Source organism: Devosia lacusdianchii (assembly GCF_022429625.1).
Classification (GTDB): domain Bacteria; phylum Pseudomonadota; class Alphaproteobacteria; order Rhizobiales; family Devosiaceae; genus Devosia; species Devosia lacusdianchii.
This window is the reverse complement of sequence record NZ_CP092483.1, coordinates 3,720,627-3,741,458: the sequence shown is the minus strand read 5'-3', so window position 1 is coordinate 3,741,458 and position 20,832 is coordinate 3,720,627. Positions and strand designations below refer to the sequence as shown.

Genomic DNA, 20,832 nt, shown 5'->3' with positions numbered 1-20,832 from the left:
GGTGAAACGACGCGTTCTCCCATCGCTCAACGCATTAAGAACCTTCGAAGCTGTCGCGCGACACAATTCCTTCACGCGCGCGGCCGAGGAATTGAACGTCACCCAAAGCGCCGCTAGCCGCCTGGTGCACAGCCTCGAGGAATATCTCGAGGTGCCGCTCTTCACGCGGCGTAGCCGGCGCATCCAGCTCACCGACCAGGGCTCCTACTACAGCCGCCTGATCAGCCGCTCCCTGGACCTGATCGAAGCCGGAACGGTGGAGCTGATGTCGTCCAAGGCCGGCAAGGGCACGCTGTCTGTCGGCATGCTGCCGACCTTCGGGACGCGCTGGCTGCTGCCGCGACTTCCCTCATTCCAGGCGCTCTATCCCGATGTCTCCGTCAATGTGGTGTCCAGCGACGGCGAGCTCGATTTCACGCGCGAGCGCATCGACATTGCCATTCGCTTTGGCAATGGCCAGTGGTCGGAGGCGCTGATCGATCCGCTGATGAGCGAGGAAATCCAGGTCGTCTGCTCCCCGGTGCTGCTGGAGGGCCGGCCCCCGCTTATCAAACCCATTCAGCTGGCCGACTATCGCCTAATCGACCATTCGACGCGCCCTGACAGTTGGGAATACTGGTTCCGCTCCATCGGCTCTGACCTGCCTGACATAAACTGGGGCCCGAGGTTGGAGCATTTCTTCATGATCATCGAGGCAGCTAAGGCCGGTTTGGGAATGGCGCTGGTGCCGACCTTCCTCATCGAAGAGGAAATGGCGCGGGGCCAGCTCGTATCGCCCTTTCCGGGGCGAATTGCGGGGCCGGGGGCATACTATATGGTCACCCCGCAGACGAAGGCCGGCCTGCCGCGTGTCATGGCGTTCAGGCAATGGGTGCTGGACCAGCTCAGGTAACTGGTCCATCGAGCCAATGGCCGGACGATGTCAGCGCCTATGATAGCGCTGCCTCAGCACGTCATAAACCGATCGAATTCCGTGGTCTGTTCCGCCGAGGGGGCGACCTGGGCGGCCTCGGGTGCCCACGCCATGATGTCCAGGTGAGGTTTCGCCCGGTCGACAAAGCGTATAGGAATAGCGCGGCCGTGATTGAGCCGGCGAAGCCGCTGGTGCCAGCGTTGTTCACGTCGGCAATCTTGGAGTTCATCATCGCGTCATAGGGTGACCACAGCGGCAAATGCCAGAGTGGATCGTCTACCCTAATGCCGGCGGCCATCAGATCCCGCGCAAGATGATCGTCGGTCGAATAGAGCGCGGGCAATTCCGGCCCGAGAGCCACGCGCGCCGCACCAGGGTAGCCATATCCAGCAGCTGCTCTGGGCGTCCGCGAACTTTAAGTAGCTTTCCAAGAGCTGTCGATCCGCTCTGAGATCCATATTCGGATTTGGCCAGCCAAGGCAGCAAGCCGCTACGTCATGGCCATCAGTGGCGGAAGAGGGACTTGTTGTTCCAGAAGAAGCCTCGCGCCGCCGATGCAATTTTGTCCGCTACCGATTGCCACCACGTCAGTTGCTCTCACCGTCGTAAATCCAGATTTCGGATTTGAACTCGACCAGGCGGGACAGGTAGAGCACCCCGGAGGTATTGGTCAGACGGTGGATAGCGCGCTTTTCATTGATGAAGACGGTGTGGCCCGATGGCTCGTCAACATCAATCGTCTGGCCGAAAATCGTTTCGATACGGTTGGCGCCACCTTCCAGCGACACCACCAGATAGGGATGGCGGTGAATGTGGAATCCCAGCGTTTCCCCGGGCTCAAGCCGCACCTCCCAGACGCGCGTGAGATCATTCTCGAAAAAAATGCGGTGGCCGATCTCGCCCAGCGTGATCCCCTGTTCCCGTGCGAGGATAAAACCGTGATCGTCGTTCATACCACCCCTCATGTCGATTGCCGGCGGGCCTGAGCGCTGCCGAAACAGCCTTGCTTCAACTTCAACCCTAGCCTTCACAATGCCGAAATTCAACACGATAATCGAAAATCAATTGACGAGTCGATTTTTTAGGCGTGTGTTTGATGTCTCGTGACCGAGGGGGTTGGTCACGCCGGCGCTCGGCTGGGCGTCGCCGATACAGGGAGCACTATAATGACAGCTTGGAAACAACTGGGAATGTGTCTGCTGGCTGCAGCCACGATAATGGGTAGTAGCGTGGTGGCGCCAGCAATGGCGCAGGAGCAACTGACCAAAGTCACCTTCTCGCTCGACTTCATCCCGCTCGGCCGCCATGCAGCCTGGTATGCCGCGCTGGGCGAAGGATATTTCGCGGAAGTGGGGCTCGATGTCGAGATCATTCCTGCGCAGGGCACTGCTCAGGTGATGCAGGCCATAGCCTCCGATACCGCCCAGCTCGGCTTCGTCGATCTGCCGGGCGTTATCCTGGCACAGGCGGCCGGCAACGACATCAAGATGGTCGCCGTCAATTACCAGAAAGCGCCCTATGCCATCTTCTCGCTGGCCAATGGCGCCAATGTCACCGAACCCGCCCAGCTTGAAGGGCTGACCATCGGCAGTGGCGCCGGCAGCATCACACCCCAGGTCATCCAGGGCTACATGAAGCAGCAGGGCCTCGATCCGCAGACGCTTCAGGTGGCCAATGTCGCCCCGCCGGCGCGCGCCAGTGCCCTGCTCAGCGGCCAGGTCCCCGCCATCGAATTCTTCGTCATGTCCAAGCCTGGCCTCGAAAAGGGTGCGACCGAGGCGGGCACCGAGCTCAACACCTTCCTGCTCGCCGATCACGGTCTCGAGCTCTATTCAAATGGCATCGGTGCCACCGGCGCCTTCATCGAAGCCAATCCAGATGTGGTCAGGAAGTTCGTTCATGCTGCTCTGCGAGGCTGGAAATTCACTCTCGACAATCCCGAGGCGGCGGCCGATCACGAACTGAAATATGTCGATGGTCTGGACAAGACGGCCATTCTTGCCGAGATCGAAATCGTCCGCGGCCTGGTGGTGACCGACGACACCACGGCCAATGGCCTTGGGTGGTTCGATGCCGGCAAGATGGAAACCGGCCTCGCTTTCGTGCTCGACAATGTCGGCGTCACGGGCACGGCGCCGCAGGCATCGGCGATCTTCGCGACGGGCTTCCTGCCCGAAGACGCCATCAAGCCCTGAGGCTTAGCCAAGCCAACATCCTGAACACTGGAGGCCACCCGCACCTGGCAAGGGTGAGGGTGGCTCCAATCATATCGGAACATTCATGACGTCCACTTCACCAGCACAGGCCCCATCGGGCCCTGCCGACGAAGCCCCGGTCTTTGGGCAGTTCGACAATGTCGGCAAGGTTTTCGCGCTGCCGGGCCAGGCAGATATCACGGCGATCGAACGGGTCAGTTTCGGCCTCAAACGCGGGCAACTGGTCAGCCTGCTCGGCCCCAGCGGCTGCGGCAAGACCACCTTCCTGCGCATTGTCGCCGGCCTCGAACGCGCGACGACAGGTCAGGTCACCATCGACGGCCGGCCGGTAACGGGGCCGCATCCCAACTTCGCCTTCGTCTTCCAGCAGCCCAATCTGATGAGCTGGCGCACTGTCCTCAAGAACGTGCTGTTTCCGCTCGAGATCCGGGGTGAACTGAACCAGGCCGGCATCGCCCGGGCGCGCGAACTGCTCGATCTGGTCGGGCTGTCCGGTTTCGAGAACCGCTATCCGTCCGAGCTGTCCGGCGGCATGCAACAGCGCGTGGCGCTGTGCCGGGCGCTGGTCTATGACGCCAAGCTCTTGCTGATGGATGAGCCCTTTGGCGCCCTCGACGAGCTCAAGCGCATGGAAATGCACGATCTTCTGCTCGCCATTCGGGCAAGGACCGGCGCCACGGTGATGTTCGTTACCCATTCGATTTCCGAAGCCATCTATCTCTCTGACGTTGTGGCGGTCTTTTCCAAGCGCCCCTCGACCGTCGCCGAATTTATCGAGATCGACCTGCCCTATCCGCGGGAAACGGCCATGCGCTACACCGCCCAATTCACCGATTACGAACACCGCGCCGGCCGCGCATTGGGGATCGCCCGATGAATTACACCAGAGTTCTGCACGCCATCTATCCCTTTGCCGGCCTCGCCATCATCATCCTCGCCTGGCAGCTCTATACCGATCTGTTCAACATCAACCCGATCATCCTGCCCAGTCCCTCCGATGTCGCCTGGGCCAGTACGGTAAATTTTGGCCTCCTGGCCCGGCACCTTTGGCCGACCCTGCAGGAATGCGTCTATGGCTTTGCCCTGGCCATCCTGGTTGGCATTCCCGTGGCGGTGGCGGTTGCCAATTCGCGCGTGCTCAACCTCACGCTCTATCCGGGGCTGATCGCGCTGCAATCGGTGCCCAAAGTCGCCGTGGCGCCCATTATCCTGGTCTGGTTCGGGCTTGGCATGGAATCCAAACTGGCGATTGCCTTCCTCGTGGCCTTCTTCCCAGTGGTGGTGGACACGGCAACGGGCCTGCGGGCGACGCCCAAGGGGTTGATCGAACTGGCAAAGTCACTGCGCGCCTCGCCCTTTCAGATCTTCTGGAAGGTCCAATTGCCGGCAGCTCTACCCTTCGTCTTCGCCGGCGCCAAGGTGGCGGTGACGCTCACGGTGATCGGTGCGGTGATCGGCGAATTCGTCGGCTCCAGCGAGGGTCTGGGCAATCTGCTGCTGACCGCCAATTCGCAGCTGAACAGCCCTCTCGCCTGGGCGGCGCTGGTCTGGCTCAGCATGCTGGGCGTGCTGCTGTTCGGCGTAGTGGCACTGGTCGAACGCCTGACCATGCCCTGGGCCAAAACCGGCCACCACTGATAGCAAAGCAGGGGCAGCCAGGCCGCCCCTGCTCCACAGTCAGGCTGGATGAACGAATTCTACACCGCAACAACGCCACGGATCGGTCCGCATCTGAACGATATTCGATAAAACTGTAAATCGTCGATGGCGCGCTCGCTATTGAGGTCACACAACCCGCTCGCTCTGCTCCCGAAAGAGCCACTGCATCATCGGCTTCGCAAACGGCGCGGAGCGCCCGATCAGGTTAGGAAGAGCAGGGGATCGACGTCGAATTCCTCGATCTCGCAGATATCGAGCGGTTCGATGAGACGGAGGATGAGCTTGCCGTCGCTGACCGTATCCACCGTCCAGCTGGTGCCGAACGCGCGTTCAACCATTGCTCGAGCGTCAGGCCCTCCGGCTCGTCGCCGAAAGCCGATGTCGCGGCACGCACCACGGACATCGGCGTCGCCAATTCGGTATGCCAACGGCCGCCCATCCGGACCATTTGCAATGGCGCTAAGATGGGCGGCTCTATCATTTCTCTTCAGCCACGATCAGTTTGCTGAGCATCGATACGAGGCCCACGGCAATAGCCGCATAGAGCACGATCAGCAGGATCACCGCATAAAGCTGGTCCATGGAGAAGACCGTGCCGTATTTCTTGACCAGACCCCCGAGACCGATGATGGCGATCAGCACTTCACCATTGATCAGCCCCTTGATACCGCGCGCCACGCCCAGCCGCAATCCGGCCAGGAAATAGGGCGCCCCGGCCGGCAGGCGGACATCGCGGAAAATGGCCCAGCGGCTGGCGCCGAAGGAATGGGCCATTTCAATCAGCCGCGGATCGCTTGAGCGCATCGCCGTGGCCGCATTGGTCGCCACGATGAAGATCGAGAAGGCGACCACAGTGGCAATACGCGTGGCCGGGCCGATGCCGAAGATCATCAAAAAAACCGGCACGAAGGCGATCATGGGCGCCGAAAGGCCCGCCTTCACATAGGGGCTGACAGCCACCTCGACGAAGCGCGACATGCCCATTCCGATTCCGATGAGGCTGCCAAAGACCAGCGAGATGACGAGGCCATAAATCAGGGCGAGTGTGCTGTCGAGCAGCGGTGCCGTAACGTCCCCGCTGGCCCAGAGCTTGTAGAAGGCCACAAGCACATCGGATAGCGGGGGCAGGGTGATCAAGTCGGTACTGCGGCCCCCGATCTCCCAGATGGCGGCCAGCGCGACGAGGGAGATGAGGAAGGGCCCCTTGCGGCGGGCCGTGTCTTGCAGTGCCTCCATCATGCGGCCTGTTCGTCGGCCTGGATCATGCCGCGCAGGCGATCCCAGACAAAGCCCGTCAGCTCCACGAAACGCGGATCGCGGCGGGTTTCCTCGGTGCGGGGACGCGGCAGGTCGACGTCGATGACATCGGTGACATGGCCCGGCCGGGCCCCCATGATGACCACCTTGTCGGAGAGGAAGACGGCCTCATCCATGGCATGGGTGATGAAAAGGACCGAAAGGTCCGTCTTGGACCATATGTCGAGCAGGTCGGTCTGCAGGATCAGCCGTGTCTGCGCGTCGATGGCTGAGAAAGGCTCGTCCATTAAAAGCAGCTGTGGCGAAACGGCGAGGGCCCGGGCCAGGCCCACGCGCTGCTGCATGCCGCCAGACAGCTGGCGCGGATAGGAGTACTCGAAATCGGCCAGGCCCACCGAAGCCAGCAGGCGCCGGGCGATGGCGTAGCGCTCCGCCTTGGCCATGCCGCGAACCTTGAGGCCGAAGGAGACGTTGTCGATGATGGTCATCCAGGGCAACAGCGCAAAAGACTGGAACACGGTGGCGCGTTCGGGGCCGGGGCCGGTGACGGCCTTGCCCAACACTTCGACGCTCCCTTCGTCCCAGCCGAGAATGCCGCCGACCATCTTGAGCATGGTGGTCTTGCCGCAGCCGCTGGGGCCGATGATGGAAACGAACTCCCCGCGACCCACGGTGAGGTTGACGCTTTCCAGCGCCTTCATCCGGTTGCCGTTGGTCGGGCCGTAATATTTGGTGAGATTCTTGATGGAAATGGCCGGGGCCAGATTGTCGGTCATGATTGACTCCAACGACCGAGACGACGCTCGATCCATTCAACGATGGTCATCAGCAACACGCCCTCGAGCACGATGGTGACGGCGATGGCCAGAACCGGAGCAACCCGGAAGCGACCCTGCAGGTCGGCGATGAGGCTGCCGATGCCGGCGCCGACAATGGTTAGCTCCGCCACGACCATGCCGATTAGCGCCTGACCCAGGGCGATGCGGATGCCAGCCATGATTCCGGGCACGGCGGCCGGCAGGACCACGTCGCGCAGGCGAACCCAGGGCGAGGCCCCAAAGCTGGTGGCCATTTCGGTCAGCATTGGGTCGACGCGCCGAACGGCAACAGCGGTGTTGATGATGATGTAGGGAATGCCGAACAACACCACGACAGTGACGCGCGCGGCGAAGGTGAGACCCATCAGCGCCTGCACCACTGGGATCAGTGCGATCACCGGAATGGCGACGAGGAAGGTTATGTATGGCGTGACGATACGGTCCAGGAGCGACACGCGGGCGGTGACGATGCCCAGCGGAATACCGATGACCAGCATGACCAGGAAGCCAACCGCCAAGGACTGGTTGGTCACGAACAGCGCCATCTGCAGCGTGCCGTCGCTGACCAGCGTCCAGAATGCGGCGAGGGTCCGCCCGAAGGTGGGGAAGAGCAGGCCGATCGTATCATTGCCGACAAGCTGCCATACCCCGATCAGGGCCAGCAGCATGCCGGCGCGGACGAGATTTCGCCCCAGTGCCGTTTCCACGATGTGGTCGGGTGTCCAGCGGAGCCCGGGGGCTCCGCTTTGTTTGCTTTCCTTGGAGCCCATCACTGCGACAGCACTTTGTCCAGCATGGTGCGGTCGGCAACGTCGTCGGCAGTCTTGATGTTGACGAAGGGCTCCCCGTCATTGTTGAAGAAGTTGATCGTGTCCATCACGTCCTGCTTGCCGAGGCCCCCGTCAACCGGCCAGACCTGCGCGGCGAGGAAGGCTTCGACAATGGCGGGCAGCGCCTCTGGGTCGATTTCACCCAGCAGTTCGCGACCCTTATCGACCAGCAGGTCAGGATTGTCATAGGCCTCGCGATAGACGTCGAGGTGGACGCGGATCCAGTCTTCGATCAGTTGCGGGTTTTCCGCGATGAAACTCTGCGGCGCGGCAAAGGCTGCACGCATGATCGGCATCATCTTGGTGAAATCGCCAGTGACGGTGAACTCTCCTGGCTTGGCGCGCTGCAGCAGGGTCCAGTCCTGCAGGTCGACCACGCTGGAATCGAGCTGGTTGGCGAGCAGTGCCGCGAGGCGATTGTCCGACCCCTCGATGACGGTCAGGTTTGTATTGGTGCCCGGGCAGGCCTGGGCCAGCCACTGGATGGCGAGCTGGCCGACAAACGAGCCGGTCGACTGGATGCCGACGGTGCGCCCGTCAAGCGACTCGCAAGTCTCGAACTCGGCTTTGGAGACCAGCAGGAATTCATTGGTATTGGCTTCCATGAAGAAGCGGCTGTCGAGGCCCTGATCGATGGCGTCCATTACCTGCGCAATGGCCGTGATCTGCACTGCGCCGGTCGCGGCCGCCTGCAGCTGATTGCTGTTCCCTCCCAGTTCGGCGACCTCGATTTCGTAACCCATTTCGGTCAGCCGATCGATCGCTACGGCCGTTGGCAGGTAACCCACGGCCCAGCCCGAAAACCCGAATACCGCATCGGCTGCCATCGTCGGCAAGGCCGAAGTTGCCATCAATGCAATGACCATTGCGCCAATGTCTGTGGCGCGCCCCGTCTTTGTCATGTCAAAATCTCCTACGGCCCGTTCCCAAGGCCGGCAATCACTAAAAGACCGCTGGGCATCCACGTCAAGAGATTTTCGAAAATATATCTATTTGTCGGTTTTCAATATGGTTGTCTAAAATCACATTGCGTGACGCCTTCTCCCCGATTAATTATGGGTACGCGAGTGAGCAGCAAAACAGGGCCGATCGACCATGAATGAACACGCGACACTGAATGCCTCGGTATTCAGCCAGTTGAGGCAGGACATATTGACCGGTCGGCTGCGTCCTGGCGAGCGGTTGCGGGCAGAAACCCTGCGCCAGCGTTATGATGTCGGCGGCAGTCCCGTGCGTGAAGCCCTGATGCGCCTTGAGACCGAAGGCTTTGTCGTGCTTGAGGAAAACAAGGGCTTTCGCGTCGCCGATGCCTCTGTGGCACACCTGCAGGACCTGTCGCGCACCCGCATCGAGATCGAAGCGCTGGCGCTCAAGTGGTCCATTGCAAAGGGCGGTGTGGACTGGGAATCCTCCATTGTCGCCTCGATGCATCGCCTTGCCAGCGTACCCAAGCACCTCGACGCGGCGGGGCACGAACACAATGCCGACTGGCTGCGTTATCACCGCGAATTCCACGCGGCGCTCGTGGCGGCCTGCGATTCAGCGGTTTTGCTGGGCATTCGCAACCGTTTGTTCGACCAGGCCGAGCGCTATGTAGCGCTCTCGATCACGGCCGGGGGCGAGGTGCGCGACGATGTCGCCGAGCATCAGGCCCTCATGGAGGCCGTGTTGAGCCGGGACACTGAACTGGCTCTGGCGTTGAACCGCCGTCATCTCGAACGCACCACCAAGAAGCTGCTCGCCGCGCTCGAAGCCGGAGCCAACCTGTAAGATTTTCGATTATCTTCTTGATTGTCGTTTTTAGTGTCTCTATGCCTGTAGAGAGGGATGGTCTGGTGACCTGTTCCCCAACATGCAGGTGACAGATGACGCAGGACGGAAAGATCGGCATGCCCCCGGGCGCGCCTTCACTCGAAGAGATTTTGCTTCAGACCAATGACATGCCCTGGCGAGCCAAGTCGCTGAAGGGCGTGCATGAGAAGATGCTGTGGCGGGACGAGGAGACCGGTGCTTCTGTGGCGCTGATCAAGTTCGACAAGGGGGCCAGTATCCCGACGCCGCACCTGCACGCCTCCAACCAGATGATGTTCTGCCTGTCGGGGCACTACGAATATACCGCCACCGGCGTGACGCTGAAGCCAGGCTCCTTCTACTGCAATCCCAAGGGCAATGTGCATGGGCCGACCCTGGCGCATGAGGACACTGTCGTTGTCGAGATCTATGACGGCCCGCACTATCCGGTGCGGCCCGACTGGTATGACAATGACGAGGATGCCCGCTGATGCTGGCCGACCAGAATGGAACGGTCAGCGCTCTGGGCCTGCAGCGCGGCGTGGCGGCCCTGTTCACCGCAGCCGGCATTTCACCTCACGCGTCCGAGCAGGTCGCCGAAGACCTGGTGGCAGCCGATATCGAGGGCGTTGCCTCCCATGGTGTGATGTTGGTGCCCATGTATCTGCAGCGCCTCAAGGCCGGCTCGGTCTCGCGGGCCGAAGAGGGCGTGGTGGTCTCCGATCGCGAGGCGTCGGTCGTGCTCGATGCCGGTGATGTGCTTGGCCAACTGACCGCCCGCCAGGCCGTGGAGCTTGCCGTCGAGCGGGCGCGCCGGTTTGGCCTCGCCGCCGTCTCGGTGCGCAATGCCTTTCATTTTGGCACGGCTGGCCGCTATGCCCGCATGATGGCCGACCAGGGCGTCGTGGGTATCGTCATGTCCAATACGCGGCCGCTGATGCCGGCCACTGGCGGCGCCGAGCCGCTGACCGGCAACAATCCGCTCGCCATCGCCGTGCCCTCGGATGCCGCTTTCGCGCCCGAAGTGGACATGGCGCTGAGCGCCGCGGCTATGGGCAAGGTCCGCAATGCGGCCGCAGCCGGTCGCAACATTCCCGATGGCTGGGCTGCTGATCGCGATGGTAATCCCACCAATGATCCGCAAAAGGCCATCGAAGGCATGCTCCTGCCGGCGGCCGGACCCAAAGGCTTTGGCCTCGCCTTCATGATCGATCTTCTGGCGGGTGGCCTGTCGGGCGGCGCCATCGGTCCCGAGGTCAGCGGCCTCTATGGTGATCCGGCCAAGCCTTATCGCTGTTCAAACCTGTTCATCGCCATCCATGTCGATCACTTCGTTGACCAGGCCGAGTTCGTTCAGCGGGCCGGCGCCGAGCTGGGGCGGGTTGCCGCTTCGCGCAAGGCGCCGGGCGTTGATCGCGTCTATGCGCCGGGCGAATTGGCACATGTGGCCCGCAGCCGCGCCCAGGGACGCGCCCGCGTGGCGCCACCCGCCCTCAACAGTCTCGTTGAGGCCGGCGCCGCGCTGGGCGTCGACCTGCCCTCCTATTTCTAGCAAAGAGAATATCCATGAAAGAACAGATCCAAACCGACCGCCTGGCCAAGCCGAACGGCCATTTCTCCCAGGCGACCACTATCGAGGCTAAAGGCAAGCTGGTCTTCATCTCGGGCATGACGGCCCGCGCGGCCGATGGCTCGGTTGCCGGCATCGGCAATGTGGAAGTGCAGACCCGCCAGGTCTGCGAAAACCTCAAGGCCGCGGTCGAGGCCGCCGGTGGCTCGCTCGATGATATCGTTCGTGTCGACGTCTATGTGCGCAATATCGAGCACTTCCAGACCATCCACAAAGTGCGCGCCGAGTATTTCAAGGCGCCAGTCCCCGCCTCGACCATGGTGGAGGTCGCCAAGATGGTGAATGCCGAATATCTCATCGAGATCAGCGCCATCGCCGTGCTGCCGAACGGGTGAGGCCATGAAACTCGCAACTGTTCTGCTCGCTGGCGTGCCGCGCGTCGGCGCCGTCGAAAGCGAAACCATTCGCCTTTTGCCCGAAGCAGCCGGAGACATGGTGACGCTGATTGGCAAGGGCCACGCCGCCATCGTGGCGCTGCTGTCTGAACCATCTGTGGTTGCCATGCCGCTGGCCGGCGTGACGCTCGCCGCCCCGATCCAGCGCTTCACCCGCGACGTGCTGTGCACGGGCTGGAACTATTGGGCGCATTTCGAGGAAAGCAAGGGCAAGCGCGAGGGGCAGGACGTCGACAAGCCCAACGCGCCGACCTTCTTCACCAAGGCGCCCAATACGGTCATCGGTCCCAATGATGATATCGGGCTCGATCCCCATATCTCCGCCAAATGGGACTATGAAGCCGAAGTGGCCATCGTCATCGGCAAGCGCTGCCGCTCGGTGTCGCAGGCTAAGGCGCTCGACCATGTGTTCGGCTATTTCCTGGCCAATGACGTGTCGCAGCGTGACCTGCAACGCCGCCATGGCGGGCAGTGGCTCAAGGGCAAGAGCATTGACAAGACCATGCCGATGGGGCCCTGGATCGTCACGCCCGACGAACTCGACGTGCCCGAAATCCGGCTGCAACTGACCCTCAATGGCGAGGAAATGCAGAATGCGCTGGTCAAGCAGATGGCCTTCCCCATCGCCGAACTGATCGCCGAACTCTCCTTCGGCATGACGCTCGAAGTGGGCGATGTAATCATTACCGGCACGCCGCAGGGCATCGGCAATGCCCGCGAGCCGGCGGTCTTCCTCAAACCGGGCGACGAAATGGTCATTTCGGCCACAGGCCTGGGGGAATTGCGCAATCGCGTCGTCGCTGCAGACCTGCATGGCTCGACAGACATCACCTCGATGAGCCAGCCTGCTGCCTGACCAGCCAAAGACCTGGAGTATTTTAGTGCGTCAACCGCGCGCTGAAATGCTTCAAGGTCGGCACCCTGGTGCTGGCCTCATTTTTCCGGATGCATCATGACCCAGACCATCGCCCTTGACGTCCATACCCATCTCATTCCCGTGGATGAGGCCCGCCTCGCGTCATTCGAGGGCGTAACGTGGGATGCCGGGGCAGGGGTGATGAGTCTCGACGGGCATGTCGTGGGCATGAAGAGCATTTACCAGCCCGACAAGCTCCTGACCTGGATGGAGCAGAACGCGGTGGCGCATGCCTTCGTCTCCGTGCCCCCGCCGACCTATCGACAGCACCTACGTGGCGAAGAGACCAGAAGTTGGGCCGATTATCTCAATGCCGGTCTCGCAGGCATCGTCGAGAAAGCGCAGGGCCGGCTCACGGCGCTGCTGCATCTGCCGACCGAGGAGCCGCTGATCGCCGCCGAAATCGTGCGGGCGGCTGCGGCATCCGGGCATCGCCATTTCGCCATGCCGGCCGGGACCGGGGATGAGCGCACCCTTGGCCTGGCTGAATTCGAACCACTGTGGCAGGCCCTTGATGACATCGCAGCCTTCGTATTCTTCCACCCCGGCGAATGTGCCGATGCTCGCTTGAGCGCCTTTTATCTGACTAATCTGCTGGGCAATCCATATGAGAGCACGGTGGCCATCGCCCATCTCGTGCTGGCTGGTGTGCTCGAGCGCCACCAGCGGCTGGTACCGTGCTTTGCCCATGGCGGCGGATTGACGCCGATGGTCGCCGGGCGCTGGCAGCGCGGCTTCGACACGGCTCGGCCCGGCATGGTGCTGAACGCTGCGCCGCCCGAGCAGGTTCTCGGGCGCATTTTCGTCGACTGCATCTGCCACGGCGAAGCAGCGGCGGAAGCGGCCGAGAAGACCTTCGGCGCGACCAACGTCGTCTTTGGCTCCGACTGGCCCTTTCCGATGGGGCTGATAGACCCGCACGTCCAGCTTGGTACGTATGAGAGCACGAGGCGTTTAGCCTATGTGGATCAAAATACTCTCAAGCTGCTCAACAGGCTGGATGCTGTTCCAGGACTGGGCGGTCAGTAACGCCCGCCCTTTGCCCACTTCGCTTTGTCGCTGCTTTCCCATCGCCTGGCCCGGCGATGGTTGGGATATCACAGTTTGCCGGGGCCATTGGCTGCCCCTTTCGGCCGTCGACTTAAGCCAGAAGCCGACCGGCTCGCCTTCCCGCAATACCAGTGAGCAGGGCATTGGCTCGGCTGGATCGAGCAATCGTCCGAAGGTGAGGCTCGGCACCCCACGCGACTTCGATACTGCTTTCTCCTTACGAGGACATGGGCGCCTTCAGCGGGCGCATCCGTGTCGCAGTGCTGCGTATGGGGGTGGGCGAAGCATCTGCCAGGTCGCTTTGCCTTGGTCATTCATGAACTGGCGACCAACTCGCTGAAGTACGGTCGATGTCCGCCGAAGCGGGAACGCTCGACCTTTCAGGCTCCTCGATCGGCGAAGACCTTGAGCTCATCCGGACTGAAAGAGGCGGACTGCTGGTCACGTCACCGGACGGCAAAGGCGGGTACGGAAGCCGTCTGGTCACAAGGAGCGTGTCAGGACAACTTGGTGGTACCATAGACTATGACTGGTCGAGCGATGGACTTGTCGTCACCCTCAGGCTAAGCGGCAATCATCACAATATCCTTCCATGAAGCCTGTCCAACGGCTTGGGTACGCTGACGTTGCACATTGCGATGCCCTCAAGCACGACTCCCAAGTATTTGAGCGCGCAGCTCAGCCTCCGCAGCCATCCATCCGGGCGCATCCGGCCTTCGGGGCCCCGCAGTCCCCTCAAGAGTCATCACGATTTAAGGGTGTTAACCGATGCTAACACGCCGGTAAGCTTGTGAGTGCTGTACTGGGCGCTCCTGGGAAGCGATCCTTATGTCATCTCTCGACCAATTTCTTGCGGCCTCCCCTGACGCCATGATCATCGCCGACGCTGGTGGGCTCATCTTGCATTGGAACACAGCAGCAGAGCGCATGTTCGGCCTGCGGGTAGAACAGGCAGTCGGCACTTCGCTTGATGTCATCATTCCCGAACAGATGCGTGGCGCCCATACCGACGGCATGCGCCGCCTCACGGCTGGTGGACGTCCACGGGTGGTGGGCTCCGTGGTCGAGGTGACCGCGCAGCACGTAGACGGCCGACAGTTTCCCATCGAGATGTCCCTGTCCATGTGGAGCGAAAACGGGGAGGCGCGTTTCGGAGCTACGGTTCGCGACGTATCGATGCGAAGGGCCAACGATGATCGGCTGCATCATCTCGCCCACTATGACCAACTCACCCTGCTACCAAACAGGACCTCGTTCCTGGAGAAGATCGAAAGCGCGCTCGGGACGGCATCGACCTCCACCGTGCTGCTCGTTGATCTGGACCGGTTCAAAGAGGTCAATGACCAACTCGGGCACGCCGCCGGCGACTCCGTTTTGATTGAGGCCGCCCTGCGAATTCGGCGGTGCGTGCCTGTGGGGATAGCCACAGTTGCTCGGCTAGGTGGAGACGAGTTTGCCATCCTGATACCTGGTACCGCAGACCTTCTGAAGGCCGATGCCTTGGCACTTCGCATTCGCCAAGAGCTGGGAAGGCCGTTCAATCTGGACGGCAGTCTGATGTGGGTGGGTGGCAGCCTTGGGATCGCGACGTCGCCGTGTCACGGAACCGACGCAGCGACGCTTATGGGAAGCGCCGACTTGGCCCTCTACAAAGCCAAGGCAGAGGGAGGAGACCGCCAATGTCTGTTTGTCCCAACTCTAAAGGCGGCTGCCAGTGCGCGGCGTCATCTGGAAACTGAGCTTAGGGCGGCGTGGGAAGCGCAAGAATTCGAGCTGCACTACCAACCGCAAGTCAGCTTGGCAGACCGTCAAATCGTCGGCGCAGAAGCATTGTTGCGATGGCGGCATCCCACACGCGGCTTGCTGCAACCGAGCGCCTTTCTCTCCACCCTGGAAAATAGCAGCCTTGCTGCCCCGCTGGGCCAGTGGGTGCTGGAGACAGCCTGCCAGCAGGGAACGGCCTGGGCTTCCCAGGTCGGCGGATTCACAATGGCTGTGAACCTGTTCAGCGCCCAACTCAAGTCGGGTCCCTTGCCGGATATCGTCGCATCGGCCTTGAAGCTGTCTGGGTTTCCCGGGAGCCAGTTAGAGCTGGAGATCACCGAAAACATCATGCTCAACGATGATGGGCGCTCGAGGGATCAGCTTCAGGCACTTCATGACCTGGGCATAGGCCTGGCGTTTGACGACTTCGGCACGGGTTATGCCTCTCTGGCTTTTCTCAAGCAGTTTCCCATCACCCGCTTGAAGATCGACCGTGGTTTTGTGAGCAATATGCGCGCTCGCGGCGCCGATGCGGCGATCGTTCAGACCGTAATCATGCTGGCCCGCAGGTTCGGCTTGGCGGTGATCGCGGAAGGCGTGGAAACCAAAGAGCAAGAGGACTTGCTGAAGAAGTGGCGTTGTCCTCAGGCGCAAGGGTATCTGTACAGCAAGGCGCTTTCTGCGAACGATTTTGAGCATCTCTTGGCCGCTCGGTCGCGCGGAGCCAAATTTGGGTCGGCAAGGTGACTAGAGGCGGGTGCCGACCCCATTTCGGTCGTTCTGGCGAGCATTGCGGGCGCCTATAAGCGGACAATTGCCGAAAGGTAGTCCAAATCAACAGCAGAACATCCTGATCGCCGTCAGGTGTCTAAATCTCCGGCGCCCCAATCGTCGCCGAGTATCCAGTCAAGAGCCCTGGCGCGCTCTGTGATTACATAAGGCTCCAAACCCGGAGGGAGCGTTTGACCCCTGAGAGATGTCTCTCGAACGACCCAGTTTAGGCAGTAGTACAGGTCGCAGGCAGCGCGTACCTCGTCTCCGTCTCGCGCATTCATTTGCATGATTGTCCGCGCAGTTCCCTCACCTGATTTTAGGTCGGGCAATCGTGTGACGAAATCGGAACTGCAGTGGCGCCAGAAATCCAGCCTGGAGACGATGCCTAGCGTCCAGGCGAGCGCCCACATCCCCTCCACCTGAAGCCTGAATACGACTGGGTCTCCTTGGCCGTGCTCTAAGAAAATCCGTTCGTTAATGCTGAGCCTGTCGACGAAGTTCTCCCGCGTGAGCCAAGCGAGAGAACTTGCAGAGCGGAATCCGTACGCCGCAGCAGCAACGGCATTTAGGCAGAACAGTCGCGCCAGTACGTCGCCGACAGGTCGGGGCTCAGCAAAATCGAGGAGCGGTAGGGTCTGGTGAAATTCGAGGCCGTGCTCGTCCAGAGCTTTCCGCGTTTTAGCTCTGGATGCGGTGTCGCCCATTCTGCGCCTCGTTCCCTAACACGATGTCTTGCTCTACCAACCCATGTGCAAGTGGGAACAGACTCAGGTCGTTCTTTCTCGTTGCCACCCTCATCATAAGCGGGCCGTAGGCAAAACCTGCGAACCCGCAAACGGGACATAACATGTGCCCGTCGCCGTCCAGGACATTGAATCGAGTGGCATCTTCCATGCCGATAATCCTAACCGACAAAATGGCCGCTTATCCAGCAGTCTGTCGAAATGCAGACTGTCAGCAACCCACCCCGTTCTCGACATCTTAGCGTGGCGCTCGGCCCAAAAACCTCATTCCCATTGATCGTCCGCGGCCTTTGTGGCATGTCCCCGGCCAAGAAGAGCGTACCGCCGGGTTCGGTGGAGTGTCGGGGAAGCAATTGGCCCGTATAGTCGTCAAGTTCGGTGGCACGTCCGTTGCCACCGTCGAACGTATCCGCCAGGCAGCGCGCCATGTGAAGCGCGAGGTCGATGCCGGCAATGAAGTGGCTGTGGTTGTCTCCGCCATGTCGGGCAAGACCAATGAACTGGTCGGCTGGGTCAATGAAGCCAGCCCACTGCACGACGCGCGCGAATATGACGCCGTCGTGGCTTCGGGCGAGCAGGTGACAGCCGGCCTTATGGCGATCGTGCTGTCCGAGATGGGTATCCAGTCGCGCTCATTTGCCGGCTGGCAGGTGCCGATCCATACCGACGATTCCCACGGCGCGGCGCGCATTACAGAAATCGATCCGACCGAACTCGACAAGCGGATGACGAGCGGCTGGGTGCCTGTCATCACCGGCTTCCAGGGCGTGTCGCCGCATGGCCGCGTCACGACGCTGGGCCGCGGCGGCTCGGATACTTCGGCCGTTGCCGTGGCAGCGGCGGTCAAGGCCGATCGCTGCGATATCTATACCGATGTTGACGGTGTTTACACCACGGACCCGCGGATCGTGCCCAAGGCGCAGCGGCTGACCAAGATTTCCTTCGAGGAAATGCTGGAAATGGCCTCGCTCGGCGCCAAGGTGCTGATGATCCGCTCGGTCGAGATGGCCATGGCGCATAAGGTGCGCCTCTTGGTGCGGTCGACTTTCGATGATCCTGATGCGCCGCAGCTGGCGCCGGACGGAACGCCCGGCGTGCCCGGTACATTGGTTTGCGATGAGGATGAGATCATGGAAAAGCAGATCGTTTCGGGCGTGACGCTCGCCAAGGCGGAAGCCAAGATCACCCTGCGCGACGTCAAGGACAATCCGGGTGTTGCCGCCGCCATTTTCGGCACGCTGGCCGATCAAGGCATCATCGTCGACATGATCGTGCAGAACATCGCCGACGATGGCGCGACCACCGACATCACGTTCACGGTGCCGGATAGCGAGTACGACAAGGCAATCAAGACGCTCAAGGATGCGGGTGACCGTATCGAATATGCGCGGATTTCCGGCTCCAAGGGCGGCGCAAAGGTCTCGGTCGTGGGCGTAGGCATGCGTAGCCACGCGGGCGTTGCATCCTCGATGTTCAAGGCATTGGCCGACAAGGGCATCAACATACAGCTGATCACCACGTCGGAAATCAAGACCTCGGTGTTGATCGATGAGCAATATGCTGAGCTTGCGGTTCGCGCGCTCCATACTTATTACGGGTTGGACAAGAAGGACGCATAAGCTCCGTCGAGGGGAGTGAGCCGCGTCCGATAAAGGGGGGCGGCTTTGCGGGCCGTCTATAGGGGTAATGGTCACGACCATAGGCGGCCCGAGGGTGCTGCTGCGGCAATTGCGCGAGACGATGGCGGAGCCGCTGGCTTCGCAGGATCGGCTCGACAAGATCGTGGGCCTGATCGCCGACAATATGCGCGCCGATGTGTGTTCGTTCTACGTGCTGCGTGATGACGGCGCGCTGGAGCTGTTCGCCACCAAGGGCCTGGCTGCCGAATCGGTGCACATGACCACGCTTCGCCTTGGCGAGGGCCTGGTCGGTCTGATTGCCGCCGAAGCCGAGCCGCTCAGCCTCGACGATGCCCCCAGCCATCCCAGCTTTGCCTATCGCCCGGAGACCGGTGAGGAGCGTTATAACGCCTTCCTTGGCGTGCCTGTGCTGCGGGCCGGCCAGACGCTGGGCGTGCTCGTGGTGCAGAATGCCGAACGCCGCCATTATGGCGAAGACGAAACCGAAGCGATGCTGACTACGGCCACAATCCTGGCCGAGATGATCGCCACCTCGGATTTCGACAATCTGATCAAGCCGGGGTCCGATATCGATCTCAGGCGTCCCCGCATGTATACCGGCGTCAGTTTTACCGACGGCATCGCTCTCGGCACCGTCGTGCTGCACGACCCGCGCGTCGTGGTGTCCAATTTTATCGCCGAAGATACCGAAGCCGAAAAGGTGCGGCTGGAGACGGCGCTCGAGAAGATGCGCGTCTCGATCGATGCCATGCTCGACCATGGCGACATGGTCGGCGGCACCGACCACCGCGAAATTCTCGAAACCTACCGCATGTTCGCCAATGACCGGGGCTGGGTACACCGGCTGACCGAGGCGATCGACAATGGCCTTTCGGCCGAAGCGGCGGTCGAGCGGGTCCAGAACGACACCCGCGCCCGCATGCTGCGCCAGACAGACCCCTATATCCGCGATCGGCTGCACGATCTCGACGATCTGGCCAACCGTCTGTTGCGCGTGTTGACCGGCGATGGCCAGGCGCTGGCGCGGAAGGCGCTGCCTGACAATGCCATCCTCGTTGCCCGCAATATGGGTCCGGCGGAACTGCTAGAATACGACCGCACTAAACTGCGCGGCATCGTGCTCGAAGAAGGCGGCACCACCGCGCATGTGGCGATCGTGGCACGCTCGCTCGGCATGGTGGCCGTCGGCCAGGCGCAGTCGATCGTCTCGATGTGCGAGACCGGCGACGATATCATTCTCGATGGTCCGGCCGGGATCGTGCATTTGCGGCCGACGCCCGATATCGAGCAGGCCTATATCGACAAGGTCAAGGTTACGGCCAAGCGGCGGGCTCACTATGCCGCGCTCAAGGACAAGCCCAGCGTCACCAAGGATGGCACGCAGATTACGCTGCTGCACAATTCCGGGCTGGTCGCTGACCTGCCGATGCTGGACGATACCGGCGCGGCTGGTGTCGGGCTGTTCCGCACCGAATTGCAGTTCATGATCGCCAGCAAGCTGCCGCGCCTGCATGAGCAGCAGGAGCTTTATGCCGAGGCCATGGCGATTGCCGGCGAGCGGCCGGTGGTGTTCCGTCTGCTCGATATCGGCGGCGATAAAGTGTTGCCCTATCAGCGCTCGATGGCCGAGGAAAACCCGGCCATGGGCTTCCGTTCGATCCGGCTGGGGCTGGAACGGCCGGGTCTGTTACGCACGCAGATCAGAGCGCTGCTGCTGGCGGCGAATGGGCGGCCGCTCAAAATCCTCGTGCCGATGGTCACCGAGACTTTCGAGTTCATCCAGACCCGCATGGTCGTGCAAAAGGAAGTCGAGCGGCTGCGTCGCGCCGGCAAGCCGGTGCCGAGCCGGCTCGAACTGGGCGTGATGGTTGAAGTGCCCAGTCTGCTGTTCGAGCTCGACCAATTGCTGCCGCAGGCGGATTTCGTTTCCATCGGGTCCAACGACCTGGTGCAGTTCCTCACGGCATCCGATCGCGCCAATCCGCGAGTGGCCAAGGCCTATGATCCGATCGGCATGCCGCGCCTGCGCGCCATCCGCATGGTGGTGGACGCTGCGCGGCGCTACAATATCCCGATCACCATGTGCGGCGAGCTGGCTGGCAAGCCGCTGGAGGCGCTGGCGCTGATGGCGGTGGGGATGACGCGGCTCTCTATGGGCCCGGCCTCGATCGGACCGATCAAGGAACTGGTGCTCAACGTCGACCTCAAGCCAATCCAGATGGCGGTGGGCGCCGCGCTCAGCGATGGCGCCGATGGCGTGACCATCCGCCAATTGCTGCAGGAGTGGATCGAAAAGCAGAACCTGCCGGTTTAGGGCGCGTGTTGCCCACCCACCGGACGTCACCCTTGGCTTGACCGGAGGGTGTTACGCTTACGCGACGTCCGGCAAGTACAGAGCCCTCGGGTCAAGCCCGAGGGTGACGCGCACTGGGTGTT

At 61.7% G+C, this 20,832-nt stretch carries 21 protein-coding genes; 13 read left to right on the top strand and 8 right to left on the bottom strand.

Annotated features, from left to right (window positions below; genetic code table 11):
- The first annotated feature begins 1 nt into the window (after window position 1).
- Window positions 2-892 (top strand): transcriptional regulator GcvA, encoded by an 891-nt coding sequence (gcvA, locus tag MF606_RS18400; protein WP_240230776.1) that lies wholly within the window; start codon window positions 2-4, stop codon window positions 890-892.
- Between the two features lie 61 nt (window positions 893-953).
- On the opposite strand, the gene MF606_RS18395 is transcribed toward gcvA, so the two are convergent.
- Together MF606_RS18395 and MF606_RS18390 are read right to left on the bottom strand one after the other, a co-directional pair.
- On the bottom strand, window positions 954-1,274 hold the full coding sequence (locus tag MF606_RS18395; protein ID WP_420842222.1) for a hypothetical protein: 321 nt from the start codon (window positions 1,272-1,274) through the stop codon (window positions 954-956).
- A gap of 226 nt (window positions 1,275-1,500) precedes the next feature.
- A complete protein-coding gene (locus tag MF606_RS18390) occupies window positions 1,501-1,866 on the bottom strand; it encodes a cupin domain-containing protein (protein WP_240230775.1) in 366 nt (121 codons plus the stop codon).
- A 213-nt stretch (window positions 1,867-2,079) separates the two neighbouring features.
- Between MF606_RS18390 and MF606_RS18385 the strand changes: the two genes are divergently transcribed.
- The 3 genes from MF606_RS18385 (at window position 2,080) to MF606_RS18375 (ending at window position 4,767) form a co-directional block, all read left to right on the top strand.
- Window positions 2,080-3,108, top strand: a complete 1,029-nt coding sequence (locus MF606_RS18385) for an ABC transporter substrate-binding protein (protein WP_240230774.1) — start codon at window positions 2,080-2,082, stop codon at window positions 3,106-3,108.
- An 85-nt stretch (window positions 3,109-3,193) separates the two neighbouring features.
- Complete coding sequence (locus MF606_RS18380; protein WP_240230773.1) at window positions 3,194-4,006, top strand: ABC transporter ATP-binding protein; 813 nt, start codon at window positions 3,194-3,196, stop codon at window positions 4,004-4,006.
- A complete protein-coding gene (locus MF606_RS18375) occupies window positions 4,003-4,767 on the top strand; it encodes an ABC transporter permease (RefSeq protein WP_240230772.1) in 765 nt (254 codons plus the stop codon). The genes MF606_RS18380 and MF606_RS18375 overlap by 4 nt, the downstream gene beginning before the upstream one ends.
- Window positions 4,768-4,988: 221 nt before the next feature.
- Here MF606_RS18375 and MF606_RS18370 read toward each other — a convergent pair whose 3' ends face one another.
- From MF606_RS18370 to MF606_RS18350, 5 genes are all read right to left on the bottom strand, one after another.
- Window positions 4,989-5,126 carry a hypothetical protein gene (locus tag MF606_RS18370; protein WP_240230771.1) on the bottom strand — a complete coding sequence of 46 codons (138 nt, stop codon included), beginning with the start codon at window positions 5,124-5,126 and terminating at the stop codon, window positions 4,989-4,991.
- Window positions 5,127-5,265: 139 nt separating this feature from the next.
- Window positions 5,266-6,027 (bottom strand): ABC transporter permease, encoded by a 762-nt coding sequence (locus MF606_RS18365; RefSeq protein WP_240230770.1) that lies wholly within the window; start codon window positions 6,025-6,027, stop codon window positions 5,266-5,268.
- On the bottom strand, window positions 6,024-6,821 hold the full coding sequence (locus MF606_RS18360) for an ABC transporter ATP-binding protein (RefSeq protein WP_240230769.1): 798 nt from the start codon (window positions 6,819-6,821) through the stop codon (window positions 6,024-6,026). The genes MF606_RS18365 and MF606_RS18360 overlap by 4 nt, the downstream gene beginning before the upstream one ends.
- Window positions 6,818-7,570: an ABC transporter permease gene (locus MF606_RS18355; protein ID WP_240230768.1), complete on the bottom strand. Its 753-nt coding sequence runs from the start codon at window positions 7,568-7,570 to the stop codon at window positions 6,818-6,820. The genes MF606_RS18360 and MF606_RS18355 overlap by 4 nt, the downstream gene beginning before the upstream one ends.
- Before the next feature lie 62 nt (window positions 7,571-7,632).
- Window positions 7,633-8,595 carry an ABC transporter substrate-binding protein gene (locus MF606_RS18350; protein ID WP_240230767.1) on the bottom strand — a complete coding sequence of 321 codons (963 nt, stop codon included), beginning with the start codon at window positions 8,593-8,595 and terminating at the stop codon, window positions 7,633-7,635.
- 193 nt (window positions 8,596-8,788) lie between these two features.
- Here MF606_RS18350 and MF606_RS18345 point away from each other — a divergent pair, with 193 nt between their 5' ends.
- The 7 genes from MF606_RS18345 to MF606_RS18315 all read left to right on the top strand — a co-directional run bounded on the left by MF606_RS18345 (window position 8,789) and on the right by MF606_RS18315 (window position 15,986).
- Window positions 8,789-9,463, top strand: coding sequence for a GntR family transcriptional regulator (locus MF606_RS18345; RefSeq protein ID WP_240230766.1), 675 nt, complete (start codon window positions 8,789-8,791; stop codon window positions 9,461-9,463).
- Window positions 9,464-9,558: 95 nt separating this feature from the next.
- Window positions 9,559-9,975 (top strand): cupin domain-containing protein, encoded by a 417-nt coding sequence (locus MF606_RS18340; RefSeq protein WP_240230765.1) that lies wholly within the window; start codon window positions 9,559-9,561, stop codon window positions 9,973-9,975.
- The gene (locus MF606_RS18335; protein WP_240230764.1) at window positions 9,975-11,036 is read left to right on the top strand and encodes an Ldh family oxidoreductase; all 1,062 of its coding nucleotides are present in this window, start codon (window positions 9,975-9,977) and stop codon (window positions 11,034-11,036) included. The genes MF606_RS18340 and MF606_RS18335 overlap by 1 nt, the downstream gene beginning before the upstream one ends.
- Before the next feature lie 14 nt (window positions 11,037-11,050).
- Window positions 11,051-11,449: a RidA family protein gene (locus tag MF606_RS18330; protein WP_240230763.1), complete on the top strand. Its 399-nt coding sequence runs from the start codon at window positions 11,051-11,053 to the stop codon at window positions 11,447-11,449.
- Window positions 11,450-11,453: 4 nt separating this feature from the next.
- Window positions 11,454-12,365: a fumarylacetoacetate hydrolase family protein gene (locus tag MF606_RS18325; protein WP_240230762.1), complete on the top strand. Its 912-nt coding sequence runs from the start codon at window positions 11,454-11,456 to the stop codon at window positions 12,363-12,365.
- A gap of 96 nt (window positions 12,366-12,461) precedes the next feature.
- Window positions 12,462-13,454 (top strand): amidohydrolase family protein, encoded by a 993-nt coding sequence (locus tag MF606_RS18320; RefSeq protein WP_240230761.1) that lies wholly within the window; start codon window positions 12,462-12,464, stop codon window positions 13,452-13,454.
- Between the two features lie 849 nt (window positions 13,455-14,303).
- Entirely contained in the window at window positions 14,304-15,986 is a 1,683-nt protein-coding gene (locus MF606_RS18315) for a putative bifunctional diguanylate cyclase/phosphodiesterase (RefSeq protein WP_240230760.1), read from the top strand.
- A 113-nt stretch (window positions 15,987-16,099) separates the two neighbouring features.
- On the opposite strand, the gene MF606_RS21725 is transcribed toward MF606_RS18315, so the two are convergent.
- Window positions 16,100-16,717 carry a DUF4272 domain-containing protein gene (locus tag MF606_RS21725; protein WP_420842221.1) on the bottom strand — a complete coding sequence of 206 codons (618 nt, stop codon included), beginning with the start codon at window positions 16,715-16,717 and terminating at the stop codon, window positions 16,100-16,102.
- A 392-nt stretch (window positions 16,718-17,109) separates the two neighbouring features.
- Between MF606_RS21725 and MF606_RS18310 the strand changes: the two genes are divergently transcribed.
- Both MF606_RS18310 and ptsP read left to right on the top strand, forming a co-directional pair.
- The gene (locus tag MF606_RS18310; protein ID WP_240230759.1) at window positions 17,110-18,375 is read left to right on the top strand and encodes an aspartate kinase; all 1,266 of its coding nucleotides are present in this window, start codon (window positions 17,110-17,112) and stop codon (window positions 18,373-18,375) included.
- Window positions 18,376-18,442: 67 nt separating this feature from the next.
- On the top strand, window positions 18,443-20,710 hold the full coding sequence (ptsP, locus tag MF606_RS18305) for a phosphoenolpyruvate--protein phosphotransferase (RefSeq protein ID WP_240230758.1): 2,268 nt from the start codon (window positions 18,443-18,445) through the stop codon (window positions 20,708-20,710).
- The last annotated feature ends 122 nt before the right edge of the window (window positions 20,711-20,832 follow it).

Excerpts from the sequence above, each read along its gene's own strand:
- MF606_RS18380 (WP_240230773.1), top strand. The coding sequence starts at position 3,194 with ATGACGTCCACTTCACCAGCACAGGCCCCATCGGGCCCTGCCGACGAA.
- MF606_RS18390 (WP_240230775.1), bottom strand. The coding sequence starts at position 1,866 with ATGAACGACGATCACGGTTTTATCCTCGCACGGGAACAGGGGATCACG.
- ptsP (WP_240230758.1), top strand. The coding sequence starts at position 18,443 with ATGGTCACGACCATAGGCGGCCCGAGGGTGCTGCTGCGGCAATTGCGC.
- MF606_RS18350 (WP_240230767.1), bottom strand. The coding sequence starts at position 8,595 with ATGACAAAGACGGGGCGCGCCACAGACATTGGCGCAATGGTCATTGCA.
- MF606_RS18360 (WP_240230769.1), bottom strand. The coding sequence starts at position 6,821 with ATGACCGACAATCTGGCCCCGGCCATTTCCATCAAGAATCTCACCAAA.
- MF606_RS18335 (WP_240230764.1), top strand. The coding sequence starts at position 9,975 with ATGCTGGCCGACCAGAATGGAACGGTCAGCGCTCTGGGCCTGCAGCGC.
- MF606_RS18370 (WP_240230771.1), bottom strand. The coding sequence starts at position 5,126 with ATGGTTGAACGCGCGTTCGGCACCAGCTGGACGGTGGATACGGTCAGC.
- MF606_RS18315 (WP_240230760.1), top strand. The coding sequence starts at position 14,304 with ATGTCATCTCTCGACCAATTTCTTGCGGCCTCCCCTGACGCCATGATC.
- MF606_RS18320 (WP_240230761.1), top strand. The coding sequence starts at position 12,462 with ATGACCCAGACCATCGCCCTTGACGTCCATACCCATCTCATTCCCGTG.
- MF606_RS18345 (WP_240230766.1), top strand. The coding sequence starts at position 8,789 with ATGAATGAACACGCGACACTGAATGCCTCGGTATTCAGCCAGTTGAGG.
- MF606_RS21725 (WP_420842221.1), bottom strand. The coding sequence starts at position 16,717 with ATGGGCGACACCGCATCCAGAGCTAAAACGCGGAAAGCTCTGGACGAG.
- MF606_RS18365 (WP_240230770.1), bottom strand. The coding sequence starts at position 6,027 with ATGATGGAGGCACTGCAAGACACGGCCCGCCGCAAGGGGCCCTTCCTC.
- MF606_RS18330 (WP_240230763.1), top strand. The coding sequence starts at position 11,051 with ATGAAAGAACAGATCCAAACCGACCGCCTGGCCAAGCCGAACGGCCAT.
- MF606_RS18340 (WP_240230765.1), top strand. The coding sequence starts at position 9,559 with ATGACGCAGGACGGAAAGATCGGCATGCCCCCGGGCGCGCCTTCACTC.
- MF606_RS18375 (WP_240230772.1), top strand. The coding sequence starts at position 4,003 with ATGAATTACACCAGAGTTCTGCACGCCATCTATCCCTTTGCCGGCCTC.
- MF606_RS18325 (WP_240230762.1), top strand. The coding sequence starts at position 11,454 with ATGAAACTCGCAACTGTTCTGCTCGCTGGCGTGCCGCGCGTCGGCGCC.
- MF606_RS18385 (WP_240230774.1), top strand. The coding sequence starts at position 2,080 with ATGACAGCTTGGAAACAACTGGGAATGTGTCTGCTGGCTGCAGCCACG.